Source organism: Thiobacillus thioparus DSM 505 (assembly GCF_000373385.1).
GTDB lineage: Bacteria > Pseudomonadota > Gammaproteobacteria > Burkholderiales > Thiobacillaceae > Thiobacillus > Thiobacillus thioparus.
Genome location: NZ_KB891327.1, coordinates 236,268 through 252,291, shown reverse-complemented (window position 1 = coordinate 252,291; position 16,024 = coordinate 236,268). Strand labels below are relative to the sequence as shown.

General features: G+C 59.6%; 19 protein-coding genes and 1 pseudogene. 9 read left to right on the top strand and 11 right to left on the bottom strand.

Going from position 1 to position 16,024, the window contains the following annotated elements; translation table 11 throughout:
- Position 1: 1 nt before the first annotated feature.
- The 3 genes from B058_RS0110435 to B058_RS0110425 are packed head-to-tail and all read right to left on the bottom strand — an operon-like array spanning position 2 to position 2,633.
- Complete coding sequence (locus tag B058_RS0110435; RefSeq protein WP_040724232.1) at positions 2 to 796, bottom strand: NADH-quinone oxidoreductase subunit B family protein; 795 nt, start codon at positions 794 to 796, stop codon at positions 2 to 4.
- Positions 796 to 1,644 (bottom strand): FAD/NAD(P)-binding protein, encoded by an 849-nt coding sequence (locus B058_RS0110430; protein ID WP_018508428.1) that lies wholly within the window; start codon positions 1,642 to 1,644, stop codon positions 796 to 798. The genes B058_RS0110435 and B058_RS0110430 overlap by 1 nt, the downstream gene beginning before the upstream one ends.
- Entirely contained in the window at positions 1,641 to 2,633 is a 993-nt protein-coding gene (locus B058_RS0110425) for a 4Fe-4S dicluster domain-containing protein (RefSeq protein WP_018508427.1), read from the bottom strand. The genes B058_RS0110430 and B058_RS0110425 overlap by 4 nt, the downstream gene beginning before the upstream one ends.
- A gap of 285 nt (positions 2,634 to 2,918) precedes the next feature.
- Here B058_RS0110425 and B058_RS0110420 point away from each other — a divergent pair, with 285 nt between their 5' ends.
- Entirely contained in the window at positions 2,919 to 3,584 is a 666-nt protein-coding gene (locus B058_RS0110420; RefSeq protein WP_018508426.1) for a mechanosensitive ion channel family protein, read from the top strand.
- Positions 3,585 to 3,626: 42 nt separating this feature from the next.
- Here B058_RS0110420 and B058_RS16845 read toward each other — a convergent pair whose 3' ends face one another.
- From B058_RS16845 to B058_RS0110405, 3 genes are read right to left on the bottom strand one after another with little or no spacing between them, the layout of a single operon-like run.
- Positions 3,627 to 4,472, bottom strand: coding sequence for a pseudouridine synthase (locus tag B058_RS16845; RefSeq protein ID WP_018508425.1), 846 nt, complete (start codon positions 4,470 to 4,472; stop codon positions 3,627 to 3,629).
- Positions 4,473 to 4,519: 47 nt separating this feature from the next.
- Positions 4,520 to 5,197 (bottom strand): SMC-Scp complex subunit ScpB, encoded by a 678-nt coding sequence (gene scpB, locus B058_RS0110410; RefSeq protein ID WP_018508424.1) that lies wholly within the window; start codon positions 5,195 to 5,197, stop codon positions 4,520 to 4,522.
- The gene (locus tag B058_RS0110405; RefSeq protein ID WP_018508423.1) at positions 5,178 to 6,005 is read right to left on the bottom strand and encodes a segregation and condensation protein A; all 828 of its coding nucleotides are present in this window, start codon (positions 6,003 to 6,005) and stop codon (positions 5,178 to 5,180) included. The genes scpB and B058_RS0110405 overlap by 20 nt, the downstream gene beginning before the upstream one ends.
- An 86-nt stretch (positions 6,006 to 6,091) precedes the next feature.
- On the opposite strand from B058_RS0110405, the gene B058_RS0110400 reads away from it, so the two are divergent.
- From B058_RS0110400 to B058_RS0110375, 6 genes are all read left to right on the top strand, one after another.
- Positions 6,092 to 6,343, top strand: coding sequence for an AbrB/MazE/SpoVT family DNA-binding domain-containing protein (locus B058_RS0110400; protein WP_018508422.1), 252 nt, complete (start codon positions 6,092 to 6,094; stop codon positions 6,341 to 6,343).
- Positions 6,337 to 6,723: a type II toxin-antitoxin system PemK/MazF family toxin gene (locus B058_RS0110395; protein WP_018508421.1), complete on the top strand. Its 387-nt coding sequence runs from the start codon at positions 6,337 to 6,339 to the stop codon at positions 6,721 to 6,723. Before B058_RS0110400 ends, B058_RS0110395 begins: the two co-directional genes overlap by 7 nt.
- Before the next feature lie 56 nt (positions 6,724 to 6,779).
- Entirely contained in the window at positions 6,780 to 7,382 is a 603-nt protein-coding gene (locus tag B058_RS0110390; RefSeq protein WP_018508420.1) for a TetR/AcrR family transcriptional regulator, read from the top strand.
- A 167-nt stretch (positions 7,383 to 7,549) separates the two neighbouring features.
- On the top strand, positions 7,550 to 7,783 hold the full coding sequence (locus B058_RS0110385; RefSeq protein WP_018508419.1) for a sulfurtransferase TusA family protein: 234 nt from the start codon (positions 7,550 to 7,552) through the stop codon (positions 7,781 to 7,783).
- A 32-nt stretch (positions 7,784 to 7,815) separates the two neighbouring features.
- Positions 7,816 to 8,406, top strand: a complete 591-nt coding sequence (locus tag B058_RS0110380) for a DsrE/DsrF/DrsH-like family protein (RefSeq protein ID WP_425425246.1) — start codon at positions 7,816 to 7,818, stop codon at positions 8,404 to 8,406.
- A gap of 410 nt (positions 8,407 to 8,816) precedes the next feature.
- Entirely contained in the window at positions 8,817 to 9,476 is a 660-nt protein-coding gene (locus B058_RS0110375) for a beta-class carbonic anhydrase (protein ID WP_026240831.1), read from the top strand.
- A 202-nt stretch (positions 9,477 to 9,678) separates the two neighbouring features.
- On the opposite strand, the gene B058_RS16840 is transcribed toward B058_RS0110375, so the two are convergent.
- The 4 genes and pseudogenes from B058_RS16840 to B058_RS0110355 all read right to left on the bottom strand — a co-directional run bounded on the left by B058_RS16840 (position 9,679) and on the right by B058_RS0110355 (position 12,261).
- Entirely contained in the window at positions 9,679 to 10,239 is a 561-nt protein-coding gene (locus B058_RS16840) for a LysR family transcriptional regulator (RefSeq protein ID WP_018508416.1), read from the bottom strand.
- A 141-nt stretch (positions 10,240 to 10,380) separates the two neighbouring features.
- Positions 10,381 to 11,178, bottom strand: coding sequence for a ZIP family metal transporter (locus B058_RS0110365; RefSeq protein ID WP_018508415.1), 798 nt, complete (start codon positions 11,176 to 11,178; stop codon positions 10,381 to 10,383).
- Positions 11,179 to 11,241: 63 nt separating this feature from the next.
- A pseudogene (locus tag B058_RS0110360) lies at positions 11,242 to 11,391 on the bottom strand (NAD(P)/FAD-dependent oxidoreductase); the annotation flags it as partial.
- Positions 11,392 to 11,526: 135 nt separating this feature from the next.
- Complete coding sequence (locus B058_RS0110355) at positions 11,527 to 12,261, bottom strand: OmpW/AlkL family protein (RefSeq protein ID WP_018508413.1); 735 nt, start codon at positions 12,259 to 12,261, stop codon at positions 11,527 to 11,529.
- Positions 12,262 to 12,405: 144 nt separating this feature from the next.
- Between B058_RS0110355 and B058_RS0110350 the strand changes: the two genes are divergently transcribed.
- The gene (locus B058_RS0110350; RefSeq protein ID WP_026240829.1) at positions 12,406 to 13,995 is read left to right on the top strand and encodes a sigma 54-interacting transcriptional regulator; all 1,590 of its coding nucleotides are present in this window, start codon (positions 12,406 to 12,408) and stop codon (positions 13,993 to 13,995) included.
- 184 nt (positions 13,996 to 14,179) lie between these two features.
- Here B058_RS0110350 and B058_RS0110345 read toward each other — a convergent pair whose 3' ends face one another.
- Positions 14,180 to 14,728 carry a cysteine hydrolase family protein gene (locus B058_RS0110345; protein WP_018508410.1) on the bottom strand — a complete coding sequence of 183 codons (549 nt, stop codon included), beginning with the start codon at positions 14,726 to 14,728 and terminating at the stop codon, positions 14,180 to 14,182.
- A 105-nt stretch (positions 14,729 to 14,833) separates the two neighbouring features.
- On the opposite strand from B058_RS0110345, the gene B058_RS0110340 reads away from it, so the two are divergent.
- Complete coding sequence (locus tag B058_RS0110340; protein WP_018508409.1) at positions 14,834 to 15,808, top strand: GlxA family transcriptional regulator; 975 nt, start codon at positions 14,834 to 14,836, stop codon at positions 15,806 to 15,808.
- Positions 15,809 to 16,024 lie beyond the last annotated feature (216 nt).

Below are 16,024 nucleotides of genomic sequence, written 5' to 3'. Positions count from 1 at the left end.
GCTACCCCGCCCTCAGTTTGTCGGCGGCCGCGAGAAACACCGGCGCCTGGCTGTTGATCGACTGGAAACGCCGTACGATGGCCGCGGGCGTCAGCCCCAGATGGCCGAACTGGATTGCCAGCGCATCGGTGTTGGCATTTTCTGCCGGGCCATAACAGCCATAACAGTCGCGGCCGAGGCTGGGACACAGCGCGCCGCATCCTGCCCGTGTCACCGGTCCCATGCAGGCAATGCCGTGGGTCACCATCACGCAAGGGTAGCCCTGGCGCTTGCATTCGGTGCATACCTTGTCGGTATTGTCGCGCGGCGTCACACCGAGCAGAAGGGCATTGATCACCGCCAGTATCTGCGGGCCGCTGACCGGGCAGCCCCATAGCTCAAAGTCCACTTTCACGTGGCAGGAAATCGGCGTCGAGTGCTCCAGGCTGGCAATCGCCTCGGGATGGCTGTAGATTTGCGCCACCCATTCCGCGCCCTTGGCCTGGTTACGCAAACCCTGGATGCCTCCCGAGGTGGCACACGCGCCGATGGCGATCAGCAGACCGCTATGGGCACGGATGTGCTGGATGCGTTCGAGATCTTCCGGCGTTGACACGCTGCCCTCGACGAACGCCACATCCACACCGGTATCCGGATCGAGCGGACCCGCTTCGGCAAAGTGCACCAGATCGATCCGTTCGGCGAGCGTCAGCAGCGCTTCGCCGAGATTGAGGAAAGACAACTGGCAGCCATCGCAGGAACTGAACTTGTGGACGGCCACGCGTGGTTTGCCGGGGTGGACTGTCTGTTGACTCATCAGAACCCCTTGTGCGCGAGCAGGGCCTTGACCTCACCCCAGTTGAACACCGGGCCATCGCGGCAAACGAACGCCCCCCCGAACTGGCAGTGGCCGCAGCGGCCGACCGCGCATTGCATGTTGCGCTCCATGCTGAGATACAGGCGCGACTCGGGCAGGCCGCGTGCCAGCAGGGCATCCGCCGCGCTGCGCATCATGCCTTCCGGCCCGCACATCATGGCCACGGCACAGCCCGGATCGAAGTTGGCCAGGCTGAACAATTCCGTCACCCGCCCGACATGCCAGGGCCACAACGGAGCCCCTTCGCTGGCCGCCACCAACACCTGGGTATCCGGCAGTTTCGCCCAGCGGTCGTATTGCTCGCGCCAGATCAGGTCTTCGGCATGCTTCACGCCCTGGATGATGACGAGCTTGCCGAAGCGTTCGCGCCGCCGCAGCACATAATGAATCACCGACACGACAGGCGCGCAGCCGAGGCCGCCTGTCACGAGCACGACATCGCATCCGCCGACTTCCTGCAACGGCCAGCCGCGTCCGAACGGTCCGCGCAATCCCACCCGATCGCCCGGTTTGAGCGCGGCCAACCCCCGGGTGACGCGTCCCAGTGCACGGATGGTATGGCCGATAAGGTCGCGTTCTTCCGGATCCGACATGATGGAAATCGGGACTTCGCCGACGCCATAGAGATACAGCATGTTGAACTGGCCGGGCGCAAAACGGTAAGCCGCCTGCGCAGCCGCGTCGTCGAGCCGCAACTGCAGCGTGAAGATGGTCGGCGATTCCTGGATACGGGCCAGTACGGTGGCGGCATGCGGGGGTCCGGCATCGAGGCTGTTCGACACGTTCATGGCTGTCCTTCGGTGAGGGCGGCGACTTCCTCGGTCAGGTCGATGCCGACCGGACACCAGGCGATGCAGCGGCCGCAGCCGACACAGCCGCTGCGGCCGAACTGGTCATGCCAGGTGGCCAGCTTGTGGGTCAGCCACTGGCGATAGCGGCCGCGGATGTCGGCCCGCACGTTGAATCCATGCAGATGGCCGTGCGCCTCGCTAAAGCAGGAATCCCATATCCGCTCATGCTCGCTGGTTGCGCCATCGAGCGCCGGGGTGTCGGCCTCGGCATGGCAGAAACAGGTGGGGCACACCGCCGTGCAATTGCCGCAGGCAAGGCAACGCGCCGCCACCTCGTCCCAGCGCGGATGTTCCAGCCGGCTCATGAGGCTGTCGCGCAGATTACGGCCCGGCAGGCTGCGGGTCTGGACGGCGGCGGCAGATGCGCCCTGTTGGCGAGCCGCCTCGATCTGTTGCGAAGTGGCCAATGACAGGTTCAGATCATCCAGCACCGCTTGTCCCTGGTCGCTGCCTGCCACGGCGACAAAGCCATCCGCCAGCTCCGCCAACGCAAGATCGTAACCGGCGGTCGGGGTCGGGCCATCGCCAGTCGACGCGCAAAAACAGGTCGACGCCGGCTCAGCACATTGCACGGCGACCAGGAACAGGTGGTCGCGCCGTTGCGCGTAATGCGCGTCGCGCCGTCCTTCGCGCAGGAAATGTGCATCCTGCAAGGCCAGCGCCGCCAGGTCGCAAGCGCGCACGCCGATGATGGCCTGCCGGACAACCGGCGGGTGTACGGCCGCAAACTGCAGGCTGCCCGCCTCGTCGCGTTCGACGCGCCACAGCGATTCCTTCGGCGCGAAGGTGTGCGGTTTGATTGCCTGCGGTCCGCTGGCCCAGGCGAAATAGCGGTTGAGGGGATGGGACGTGAGCCGATAGCGGCCGGGCGTTTGCTCGGCTTGTATCCCGCGCGGCAAGTCGTTCGGCGGTTCGAGTTCACGCATGACGATAGCGCCCTGCTCCACCGTGGGTCCCAGACATTGATAACCCCGTTCCCTGAGCCGGGCCAGCAACGAAGGTAACTGCGCAAGGGGCAGAAATCCAGCACGGTCGGATTGGGAAGAAAGCATGGGCCGGACGCCTCCGCTTAGTTTTTTACAGTGTATGCATAAAATCGCAGGCAGAACAAATAGTGTATGCCACCGCGACAGCGTCACGGGCCGGGAAGGCCGTCCGGCAGCGTTCGTTATAATGCGCCATTTACGCAGTAATGAATGAAGGAGTGAGTCATGCAGCAACAACTCGATGTATTCGTTTCGTCCCTGACGTCTTTCTGGACGCAACTGGCTGCGTTTGTCCCGCAATTGCTGGCTGCCCTGCTGCTTCTGTTCATCGGCTGGCTGTTTGCGAATCTGGTTCGAACCGGCGTCACCAAGTTGCTCGATGTATTGCATTTCGATAGCCTGGCCGAGAAAACCGGCATAGAAGCCTTCCTCAAGCAGGGCAATCTCGAACTCAGCCTGTCACGCCTGCTGGCCAAGCTGGCCTACTGGGTTGTCATTTTCATTGTCGTCGTGACCGTGGCCAACAGCCTCGGCCTGCATATCGTGGCCGATCTGTTCAACAAGATCGTCCTCTACATTCCCAATATCATCGTCGCCATCCTGGTACTGGTGTTCGGCATCCTGGTGGCACGTTTCATCAACCGCATGGTATTCGCCTACCTCAACAACATCGGCGTGCAGGGTGCGCTCACCATCAGCACACTGTCGGAATATTCAGTAATCATCTTCGTGGTGTTCGTGGCGCTCGAACAGCTCCAGATCGGCACCAGTCTCCTCACCGCTGCATTCCAGATCGGCTTCGGCGCCGTCGGCCTGGCCTTTGCGCTGGCGTTCGGCCTGGGCGGCCGTGAGTGGGCGGCAGGCGTGATTAAAAAGATGACGGAAAAATAAGCCGGACCCGTGCGGGCATGCCTGCCCGGTTAGCTAGTACCGCTAGCGAATCCGCGGCTTGCGGGTGTGTTTGTCCGGTACACCGCGCATTTGCCGGCGCGGGCTGGGCGCCATCCCCGCCCATTCCATCACGCGCGCGACCAGGTCGTCGTCGAGCTCCATTTTCTGGCCGCGGCGTAACTGCGGCGGCAGCGCGATCGGGCCGAAACGGATGCGCGTCAGGCGCGACACCGTGAGGCCGAAGTGTTCGAACAGCCGGCGCACCTCGCGCTTGCGGCCTTCTTTGATGATGACCTTGTACCAGCGGTTGGCGCCCTCGCCGCCCGCAGCGAAGCAGCTCTGCAGTTGCGCCGGACCATCGTCGAGTTCCACCCCGGACAACAGCTGCGCAATCATGTCCTCGGTCAGTTCGCCCAGCACGCGCACCGCATACTCGCGCTCGACTTCGAAGCGCGGGTGCATCAGATGGTTGGCCAGCTCGCCCGACGTGGTGAAGATCATCAGGCCGTCGGTGTTGTAGTCCAGCCGGCCGATGGAAATCCACTTGGCGCCGCGCAGCTTGGGCAATGCGTCGAACACGGTGGCACGCCCCGCAGGATCCTCGCGGGTGACGATTTCGCCTTCCGACTTGTGATAGATCAGGATGCGGGTGCGTTTTTCATCGAAGCGCAAATAGATGCGGCGGCCGCTGACCTTGACGATGTCGCGCGGCCCGACCTTGCTGCCGATCGTGGCGGTCTCGCCGTTGACCTGCACCCGGCCCTCGGCGATCCATTCTTCCATCTCGCGCCGCGAGCCGAGGCCGGCCGAGGCCAGCGCCTTCTGCAGGCGCTCGCTGGGCGCCTCGGGGGCGGTCGCCTCTTGCAGGCGGCTCGCCGCGCGCCCCATGGGAGCATTGGGCGAACGACGGATGGGGGATGCGGGGCGGGCCATATTCAGGAAATCTCGGAGACAGATGCGACGCGGGCGGTTTCGATCACCGCGCCAAACGTCTGGGGGACGTCATTGTCCGCCAATTCCTCGCGCAATTCAGGAATTAATGCCGTTTCATCCGGGGTGACGAGATTGCCGAGCTCTTCCAGGGGCGGCAGCTCGGACAGCGTGCACAACCCGAGGTCGCTGAGAAAATGGCCGGTGGTGCCGAACAACGCCGGGCGTCCGGGGACATCGCGATGGCCGATGGCCTCGATCCAGCCGCGTTCTTCCAGTGTCTTGATGATGTTGGGATTGACCGACACGCCGCGGATGTCCTCGATGTCGCCGCGCGTCACCGGCTGCCGATAGGCGATGATGGCGAGCGTTTCCAGCACCGCACGCGAATAACGCGGCGGCTTCTCGTTCTTCAGCCGCGACAGCCAGGGCTGCATCTCGGCGCGCGTCTGGAAGCGCCAGCCGTCGGCCACCTGGATCAGTTCGACGCCGCGGCCGTGCCACTGCGCGCGCAATTCGTCGAGCACACGGCGCAACACATCGTTGGACAAAGCTTGATCGGACGCATCCTGTTCAAACATGCGCCTGAGCTCGGCCAGCGTCAACGGCTCGACCGCCGCCAGCAGCGCTGCTTCCAGCACGACCTTCAGATCTTCGGGATTGTCACTCGGTTGCAGATTCATGGAGCTTTACGTAGATGGGGGCAAACGGCTCGGCCTGGGTCACGTCGAGCAGGGTTTCCTTGGTCAGTTCCAGCACCGCCAGGAAGGTGACCACGAGTTCATGCACGGTCGAGGATTCCGGGAACAGGTCCTTGAATTCCATGAACTCGCCCGGCGTCAGCCGCTTCAGGATGCGGCTCATGTGCTCGCGGATCGACAGTTCCTGGCGACCGATGCGGTGGTGGGTGCGGTTCTTCGCGCGCGACAGGATGGCCAGCCAGGCGGCGGCGAGTTCTTCCGGGTGCAGGCTGGGCAGGCGCTTGGCCGCCGCCGGCAGGAACACGCTGACGGTGTCGAAATCGCGCCCCGCCTGCGGCAAGGTGTCGAGATGCTGGCCGGCGAGCTTCATCTGTTCGTATTCCAGCAGACGACGCACCAGTTCCGCGCGCGGGTCGTCGCCCTCGCTCGCCTCCTCGGCCTGCTCGCGGCGCGGCAGCAGCATGCGCGACTTGATGTCGATCAGCATCGCCGCCATCAGCAGGTACTCCGCCGCCAGTTCCAGCCGCGTCGCACGCGCCGCCTCGACATAGGCCATGTATTGCTTGGTCAGCGAGGCCATCGGAATGTCGAGCACGTCGAGGTTCTGGCGGCGGATGAGGTAGAGCAGCAGGTCGAGCGGGCCTTCGAAGGCGTCGAGAAACACCTCGAGCGCGTCCGGTGGAATATAAAGATCCTGCGGCAGTTCGGTCAGCGGCTCGCCGCGCACCTTGATGACGGGTGCGGGGGATATGTCCAGCGGCGGCGGATCGAGAAGCTCGGCTTCGTTCATGGCGGCATTTTACCCGAGGCCGGCATGGACAAGCGTCCACTGCAATGTTTATACTTGGTTTAAACATTTTCTCCGAAGGAGCTGACATGGCCGAGGTCTATCTGGATATTAAGCAGTGGGGCAACAATCTGGGGGTGCGACTCCCTGCCGCAGTGGCGCGCGCAGCCCATCTGCACGCCGATCAGCGGGTACGCGTGTCGGTGGAAGACGGACAAATCGTGATTTGTCCTGCCGATGCGTCCTCGCTCACGCTGGAACAGCGTCTGGCGAAATTCGATCCTGAGCGGCACGGCGGCGAGGCGATGGCCAGCGAGCCCGTCGGAGCCGAGAAATGGTAGTGGCATCGAAAACCACCGCCTGGGTGCCTGACCGCAAGGACATCGTGTGGATAGACTGCAATCCACAGGCCGGCCGGGAGATGAAGGACACTCATCCTTTTCTGGTGCTGTCGCCGCGCATCTTCAATGCCCGTACCTCGCTGGTGATCGGCCTGCCCATGACCACGGCCGAATACAACGCCGACAACCCTTTCGCCGTAGCAGCCGGCCTTGCCAAAGGACGTGGCAAGGCCGGCAAAACCAGCTATGTGCTCTGCCATCAGCCCAAATCCTTCGACTGGCGTCAGCGCGGCGCCAAGACACATCCCCTGGGTACCTTGCCCGATGCCGTGTTTGCCGACGTGTGCGAGCGTCTGAACCAGATCATCCGGCTAGCCTGAATCCGGCTGGCAACTCCCGCTTGCATTTTACCGAACGGTCAACTAGTATCCGGCGCATGAACATTGCAACCGACACCCGCTCCCGCATCATCGCCGCCGCCAAGCCGCGCTTTCACTCGCGCAGCTACGCCAACGTGGGCATCCAGGAAATCTGCGAGAGCGCCGGTGTGCAGAAAGGCAGCTTCTACCACTTCTTTCCGTCCAAGCGCGATCTGGTCATGGCCGTGATCGACGAGTTCGCCGACGAATGGGCCCACGGCTTCGTTGCCGAAGCCTTCGACCCCGCCCTGCCGCCGATGGAACGGATCGACTATCTGGTCGACGCGGCCTACTTCTGGCAGAAGTCGATCAAGCAGGTACACGGCCGCATGCTCGGCTGCATCTTCGGCAACCTGACGCTCGAAGTCAGCACCCAGGACGACATCCTGCGCGCCAAGCTGCTGGCGATCTTTTCACGCGCGAAGTCGCGCTTCAAGGACACTCTGGAGGAAGCCGTCGCCGCCACCACCATCGCGCCCCTCAATTCTGATCTGACCGCCGAAGCCATGCTCGCCTATCTCGAAGGCGTGATTCTGCTCGCCAAGTCGCAAAACGATCCCGAGGTGATCTACCGCCTCGGCCCCGCCATCAAGACCCTGCGCGTCGAAGCGGCCGCCTGATCCTCATGCAGGCCGCTTTTTTTCGCCCAGCGGTTAACCGACCGGTCTAGCGATGGCTCCAACCCATCCCTGCACTGGCCTTTGCCGACTTCAATCCGCCTTTTCGCCCGGCAATTTTTTTGCCGATTGTCTTGACCGGACGGTCATCTACTAGAGGAGGTTTCACCATGAGTACGAACGCAACCCAGACCCTGGACGCCCGCGGCATGAACTGCCCGCTGCCCATCCTGCGAACCAAGAAGGCGCTGACCGACCTCGCCAAAGGCGAGACGCTCGCCATCACCGCGACCGACCCCGGCTCGCTCAAGGACATGCAGGCCTTCTGCAAGCAGACCGGCCACGAACTGGTCTCGTCGAGCGAGCACCGGGGCGAGTTCGAATTCCTCATTCGCAAGTCATAAGGAGACGACCATGGGAGCCACAGACAAACTGCTTGCCCAAAGCCTCGACCCGGCCCTCCTCGACCAGTGGTTCGACCAGCGCTTTCGAAGCCAAGATGGCCGAACGCGAAGCCGCGCACGTGCCGTCGTTGTCGATCATCGCCACCAAGGGCACGATGGATTGGGCCTACCCGCCCTTCATCCTCGCCTCCACCGCCGGCGCACTGGGCTGGGACGTGTCGGTCTTCTTCACCTTCTATGGCCTCGAACTGCTGAAGAAGGATCTGCACCTCGAGATCAGTCCGCTCGGCAACCCCAGCATGCCGATGAAAATGCCGTTCGGCCCGCAGTGGCTCAAGGACATCAACTGGAACGTCCCGAATGCCGTCATGGCGGGCATACCCGGCTTCGAAAAAGTGGCGACCGGGCTGATGCGGCAAACCGTGAAGAACAAGGGCGTGGCCAGCATCGACGAATTGCGCAGTGCCTGCCTCGAAGCCGACGCCAAGCTCTACGCCTGCCAGATGACAGTGGACCTGTTCGGCTATTCGCAGGACGAGTTCATCCCCGAGATCGCCGGCTGGATCGGCGCGGCGAGTTTCCTGCCGCAGGCGCAGAAATCGGATGTGTGTTTGTTCATCTGAGCGGGGCTTTGCCCGGGCCATACTCCGATGCACGGGTGCGGCCCGGCGTCACCGGCGATCGCAATGAACGTCGAGAAAAACCAAGCCGCCCTTGCTAAAGTAAACCGTGGTCTGGCCCTGATTGTTTCGGGGCATCTACTTAGGCCACCTCGTCAGTTCGAGGAAGCTTCAAAAGCTTAAGGGCGTGTCTACGAAACCGGCAGCAGCCCACATTTATAAGCCTTATGAAGAATTACTTCATAAGATGAACCGGCGCTTCGCAATCTCGCCACGAAACAAAACTAAGTAATTGATTTCACTAGAACCACTATCTGGCACTTTGTTTGCTCAATACAAATTGGCTAGCTCTGTGCTAGTCAACAAATGAGGCAGGCGATTCGCTGCCGCTTACGCAATCTATGGAGAAACCAATGGCAAACTCAAATACTGATCAGTTCCTGGAAAACAATAAGCAATATGCAAACGGCCAAACGATGCATAAAGCCGCCTATCCCGGGAAGCAGCCGATCCAGCCATCCCGGCATGTTGCAGTTGTTGCTTGCATGGACGCCCGACTCGATGTCGAAGACCTTCTCGGCCTCCAGACTGGTGAAGCTCACATCATTCGCAATGCCGGCGGTGTGGTGACAGAAGACGCTATTCGTTGCCTGATCATTTCCCATCACCTCTTGAACACCAATGAGATCATTCTCATTCATCACACGCGCTGCGGCATGCTAGCTTTCACTGACGACTTGCTCAAGGCGGGGTTGGAGGGTGACCCTGTGGCTGAAAAAGTGCTGGCACAAGCAACTGGCCGTCCGTTCACAACGACAGGAAAAGCTTCGTCATCCCCCATGGCCTTTCATCCATTCCGCGGGCAGATCGAGGCGTTGGATTCGCCGCGCAATGAAAAAAGCACAGAGAGACTGCAATGGGACGTACGCCGTGGTATGTCGACGATTCTGAACCATCCGTGGATTCCGACCAGCGGACCCGACGCGTCCACCGTGCGTGGCTTTATCTATGATGTGGACACTGGGAAACTCGAAGAAGTGACTTATCCGGGGCCGATGGGTTCATTTGGCTGATTGCAGGCTGTAACGGCATATGGGATGCCATTCCCCGAAAATTAACTTTGTATAGTTATCGGGATAGGAATATCCACCGTAAAAAAAAAAGCGGGCCTGGTTGGGCCCGCCAAGAATGAACGGGCATGAGGAGTTAATGCAGGAGATTGCCCGTCAATACAAATTAAGCACATACCGCACCAGATAAACTTGTTAATAACAATCAATTACTTAACGATAAATTACCAAAATCAAAATGAACTTCTATTTCCCTCTGAAACAGAGGCAACAAAAATAACCAATTGAAATACATTGGAAATATCTGGAGAAAATCCATTTCATGGTTTAGAAGCAACATTTCTCCCATATCGATCAAGCGGTTATCGCAGCGCGCCAGCGACACTTCGAACAACCGAACTTCCACATCCGGATCTTTTTCGCGACACTGTGCCCACAAAGCGGAAAGTCGCACTGGATCAATGTCGTCCGACAACGCGATGCGCAATTTACCTCGATAGCCTTTGGCTGCGGCTTTATAGCTCGCTATAGCCTGCTGTAAGTTAAAGAGGACTTGTCTTGCTTCATCAAGAAATATCTGCCCTGCCCAAGTTAGCCGTGTAGTACGTGTCGTACGCTCGAACAATTTCACACCCAGGCGATGCTCCAGATCCTTGATTGCCCGGGAAAGTGGCGATTGCTCTATGTGCAAACGTTGGGCGGCACGAGCAAAATGCAACTCTTCAGCGACGGCTATTTTAAAGTACCGAAGATGGCGAATTTCCATTTCGTACGTTCCTTAGCCAAACGCGCAGCAAGCGTCTTGTGTGTAACGGCAAGTGATTTCCATAGTTCCATCAAGGGCCTTCAGTCATTTGCATGAAGACGATTTTCGTTGACGGTCATGAATATTCCTTAGCTAAGGCGCTCAATGGCCATGACCGCTCGTCCATCGCTCGGCGAGGCCGCCGGCGCCCCAGACGGTCAGCACACCCAGGCCGATCAGTAGGGCCTGCTGGGCTGTGTGTCCCAGTTCTACCCGTTTATGCAGGCCGGGGATCAGGTCGGCTACAGCCACATAGATCATGCCCGAGGCGGCTAGGGCCAGCATGTAAGGCAGCAGGTTGTGCAGGGGCGTCAGCAGGAAATAGCCCAGCAAAGCGCCCAACAACATGGCCGCGCTGGACAACAGGTTTAGCATCAGAGCCTGGACCTTGCTGTACCCGGAATGGAGCAGAATGAGAAAATCGCCAAGTTCTTGCGGTATCTCATGGGCGGCGATGGCGAAAGCGGTCACCACGCCCAGCTTCACATCCACCAGAAAGGCGGCGGCAATCGCCACGCCATCCACGAAGTTGTGCACCGTGTCCCCCACCGTGATCATCAGGCCGGCACGACCGTGGTCATGGCCATGTCCGTCACCTGCTGGCGCGCCGTGCCCCTCGCAGTGCTCGATGTGACAATGCCGCCAGAGCACCAGCTTCTCCAGAATGAAGAAGCCGAAGATACCGGCCAATACCGTACCGCTGAGAGTCCCGAAGGCGCCTGCATGCTCCATGGCGTGAGGTAGGATTTCGAGAAAGGCTGCCCCCAGTAGGGCGCCGATGGCGTAGCTCACCATCACCGGCACCCACTCCGCCTTCAAGTTCAGAGCCACGCTCGCCAACAGCACGGACAACAGTCCGCCGGCGGCGCTGGCGAGAAGGATCGTAGCGAAAAGACTCACGGGAACCTCCGAGTAGCCTGTCGGGCTGGGCTAGGCATTGGCGCAGCGTTGAGCTTGACGCTTGACCGCCACCCAGGGGTTGGGGGGAACGAAATGGAAGGTGGCGATGTTGGAGATGACGGTGACGCGGTCTTCGGCGCGCGCATTCTCCCGCATCTCGAACGCCATCGGCATCCCGCCTATCCCGGCTCCCAAAATCACGATGTGGGCCATTTTCTATCCTCCTTGCTGTATTTCTGCTTATTAAAACGAAACGGCCGGTCACACCGGCACTCCACCGCGGAATGACCGTCTTATGCCCGGCCCAGAATGAAAATTTGCCGCCCTGGCTATTTCTTCAGGGCTTCCCTAAAAGCGATACCCGACGCCAATGCTCATCAACCACGGATTCACGTCGAGATCGGTCACCTTCGTGCCTGCCAGCGCACCACCGGAAATGTGGATGTTTTTCGCTTCGATCTTCACGTACTTGACGTCCAGATTGAGGAACCAGTTAGGTGCCATCCGGAAATCCACTCCCACTTGGCCGGCCAGCCCCCAGCTATTGCGATCCGAATCGATTGGCGCATCAACGCCAAGCACTGGCGCAGCATTGAGCTTGACGCTCGTGAGGCGTGTGTAATTCAGGCCCACGCCTGCGTATGGACGTATGGGACCTTCCGGCAAGAAGTGGTACTGAAGCGTCAATGTGGGCGGGAGGTGTGTAACAGAGCCAATCTTGGTGCCAGCAAAAGTGACGTCGTGCTCTTGTGGATAGGTGAGGATCAACTCCGTCGCAATGTTCCTCGTGAAGAAATACGTCACGTCGACTTCCGGGAACCATTTATCCTCCATCTCGGCCTTACCCAAGGCCGGAACTACGGCGGTCCTGGAATTATCGTTATCAACATGCATGTTGAGTGCGCGAAGACGCACCAACCATGGCCCATCTTCCGCAGCGGCGGCTGACACACAGAACGCTGACCCGATAAGCGCCAAGCCAATTACTCTCATCATCTTCTTCCCCTTGACATGGATTAAGTTATTGCTGTTCCTACGCTCTTGCCAGCTCGCATTTTTTGTCTGGCGCAGTTCGTGCAGCAATTTGGGTGCCAAAGATACGGATCAGTAAAATCAATAACTTACAAATCAACACAAGTCATTTCTGCGAAGCGTAACTACACTCAACTGAAGCAATGCTTCATTCAGAAATAATTTTCTAGCCCAGCGCGATGTGGAGTATTACAAATGTCAAAACGGCCCCCCTTTTCCAACCTGACTCCCGAAGAATTTCTCCACACTTTCATCGACGAGGCCCGTGACATAGCACCCTTTTCCAGTTGCACCAGTTTGCAGTCCTTCATCCACCAGATCGTGTTTAAGGCCAGCGCCTGTCTGGAGGAACGCTACCGAGCGATAGAGGATTTACGCGGAGCACTAGCACCAGAGCAATACGCGCAATTGATCGTGAACATAAAGAACAGTATCGGGGGCGAATTCGCGGTGGTCTCCAGCGACAAGCAACAGGTACATATCCGCGCCGATCGATGTCCATTCGGCAAGTTGGTGCATTCGGCCCCAGGGCTATGCCATATGACGTCCAGCATCTTCGGCGGTATTGCAGCGCGCAATTTCGGTTATGCGAAGGTGGAACTAAAGAGTCGCATTGCACTTGGAAGTGACCACTGCGACATTTGCATCCATCTGGACACGACTGCCGCAACCGAGGTGCTCGGCGACGAGTATTTCAGTGATGGTTATCAGGTGATCGCGGAGGTCCGCGCACCGGATGAGTTGCAAAAGGTCATCGAGCAGCGCCTGCATACTCTGTGGAGCCAGGATCTCACGCGACATGCGAACGAGGACATATCGACACGTCCTTGCCTGATCGCAAGCAGTATGCAAATGCGTGACCTGCTGCGCGCGGTGGAGAGGATCGCCGATACCCGTGCGACTGTGCTGCTCAGCGGCGAGACCGGAGTCGGCAAGGAGATACTGGCCAGATCCATCCATGGCATGTCTTCGCGCCTGAACCAGTCCTTTGTCGCGGTGAATTGCGGCAGCCTCCCGGCAGATCTGGTCGAGAGCGAACTGTTCGGCCATGAGCGTGGTGCCTTCACCGATGCCAAACAACAACGGCAGGGCCGGTTCGAACTCGCCGACCAAGGCACCTTGTTTCTGGATGAAATCGACAGCCTGTCGCCAAAGGCCCAGGTGTCATTGCTACGGGTATTGCAGGAGGGCCGGTTCGAGCGGGTCGGCGGGCACCAACCGATCGCCTGTGATGTCCGGGTCATCGCTGCCAGCAATCGCAATCTTGCCGAACTGGTCGAACGCAGTGAGTTCCGCAAGGACCTGTTCTTCCGCCTGAATGTCGTGCCGTTGCATATACCACCGCTGCGTGAGCGGCGCGAGGACATAACGCCCTTGGTCAAAATGCTACTGCGACGGTTTGCGGATCGCTACCAGACCGAGGTCAAAGAGGTGTCTCCGGCCGCGATGCGCTGTCTGGAGGAACATGCCTGGCCTGGCAATGTTCGGGAATTGGAGAATGTCCTCGAACGCTCCTTCCTGTTTGCCGAAGGGCCGGTGATCCAGCGTATCAGCCTGGATTTAACGCCGCGCCTTGGGCATGTGCCGGTGAACGAGACAGCCGATCTGCGACAACTGAAAAAGAACGCTGCCGACGAGGTCGAGCGGCGGATACTGGAGTCGTTGCTGGAACAGACCAATGGTGATGTTCGGGGGATGGCCACGGCGCTAAGCCTCACGCAGCGCGCCATCTACCAGAAGCTTAGCTATCATGGGCTCAGCGCGGGGCGCGAGGCAAAAATTTGACCCACGCAGCAAAGTAGGTGGAACTCGGCGTAACCCATCGCCAGAATGGCGGTCGGGATGAGTCCGTACACACCACCCCAGACCTTGCGAGGCACACAACGCGTTCGGACCGGAACATCGGGCACAACAACGTGGACCGCACCAATTGATCTACGGCTATGCCTAGCGCCCCCGGTCCAAAGGGTCACCGCGCGAAATATTCGTCCGTCGTCGTGATCTTGGCATAAGCGAACGCTAAGGCAGCCATCATGGCAGCATGCACTTGCGCCGCAGGCACCACCTGCCCGCCGAATTCAAGATCCCTCGTGGCACAAGCATCGTGAACCACGATGGTCTTGTAACCGAGATCGGAAGCAGCCCGGCAAGTCGCATCGATGCACATATGGCTCATCGCACCGATCACCACGACATTCTCGACGCCGTTCGCATCGAGCATCTGCTTCAAGTCAGTTTTGAGAAACGCATTCGGATAATTCTTCAGGACGACTGCCTCGCCTTCGATGGGCGCAACGGCAGAATGGATCTGCACGCCTTTCGTTCCATGTACGAAGAATGGAGCATCGGGCGCGATGGATTCATGCCGAACGTGGATGACCGGATCACCGTTCGAGCGGGCGGCGGCGATGACACGAGCTGCGTTGGCCACCGCTTCCTCGATGCCGACCAGAGGCAGTTTGCCGGAAGGGAAATACTCGTTTTGCAGGTCGATGACGACCACTGCACGTTTGCTCATGACGCTCTCCTTATGCATAGACGCAACAATAGAGTCGACATAATCAGGTGTGGGTCGCACAATGCGAAGTGGCGATATCGACATAGTTAGTGGCAATAACGACAAATGATCTGCGATGAATCGATCGAAATCGGCCTAGTGCTGTATCCGGGGGCGCAACTGGCGGCGGTGTTGGGTTTGACCGACCTGTTCGGCTTAGCGGGCGGGATTGCCGCTCGCCACCGAAAGCAGAATTCCAATCCGCTTCGTATCAGTCACTGGCAACTGGACGCACTGGGAAAGGCGCCTGTCCGGATCTTCGACACGGCTCCAGGCGACAAGGGCACACTGGCTGTCCTCATTCTGCCGCCCGGCCTGGGCGAACCACTGTCACCAGAAGCGATCGCTCCGTTCACGGGTTGGCTGCGCAACCACCATCGCACGGGTGTCACGCTTGGGTCGGTCTGCGCCGGGGCCTTCCTGTTGGGCGAGACCGGCCTGCTCAAGGGCCGGACGGTTACTACGCACTGGCTCCATGTCGAACTGTTCCAGCATCGGTTCCCGGAAGTACGCATGCATGCCGATCAGCTCATCATTGACGATGGTGACATCATCACCGCTGGCGGCGCGATGGCGTGGACGGACCTGGGGCTAAGGCTGGTCGATCGTTTTCTCGGCCCGACGGTCATGATTGAGACCGCGCGGATGCTGCTAGTCGATCCACCAGGGCGCGAACAGCGCTACTACAGCCCTTTCTCCCCGAAGCTGACCCACGGCGATATGTCTGTGCTCAAGGTGCAGCACTGGCTCCAAGCGACGGATGCCAAGGAAACCACGCTTGCGACGCTCGCCGAGCGAGCCGGACTGGAGGAACGGACATTCCTGCGCCGTTTTCAAAAGGCGACGGGCATGACGACGAAGGAGTATTGTCAGCGGCTGCGTGTGGGCAAGGCGCGCGAAATGCTGCAGTTCAGTCGGTTACCCATAGACCGGATCGCCTGGGAGGTCGGTTATAGCGATCCTGGAGCCTTCCGAAAGATATTTGCTCGGATTGTCGGCCTGACGCCCGGCGAATATCGTCGGCGTTTCAGTGCTGAATGACAAAACCAGGCCAGGGAGGGTGCCCTCTGGCCTGCTGCCGGTTTCAAAGACACTGCGGGCCAGCCCTCAGCGGTCGCAAGTTCAATCAACTGCTTTTCGGAGAGACCGGTTGGATTCATGACCCCCAACGTAATTTAAGTGGCGCAAAGCCCAAGACTACACTCCCACTGAATCGGCACACGGCAAGGCAATCCACTGTTTTATTTGATTTCCCGG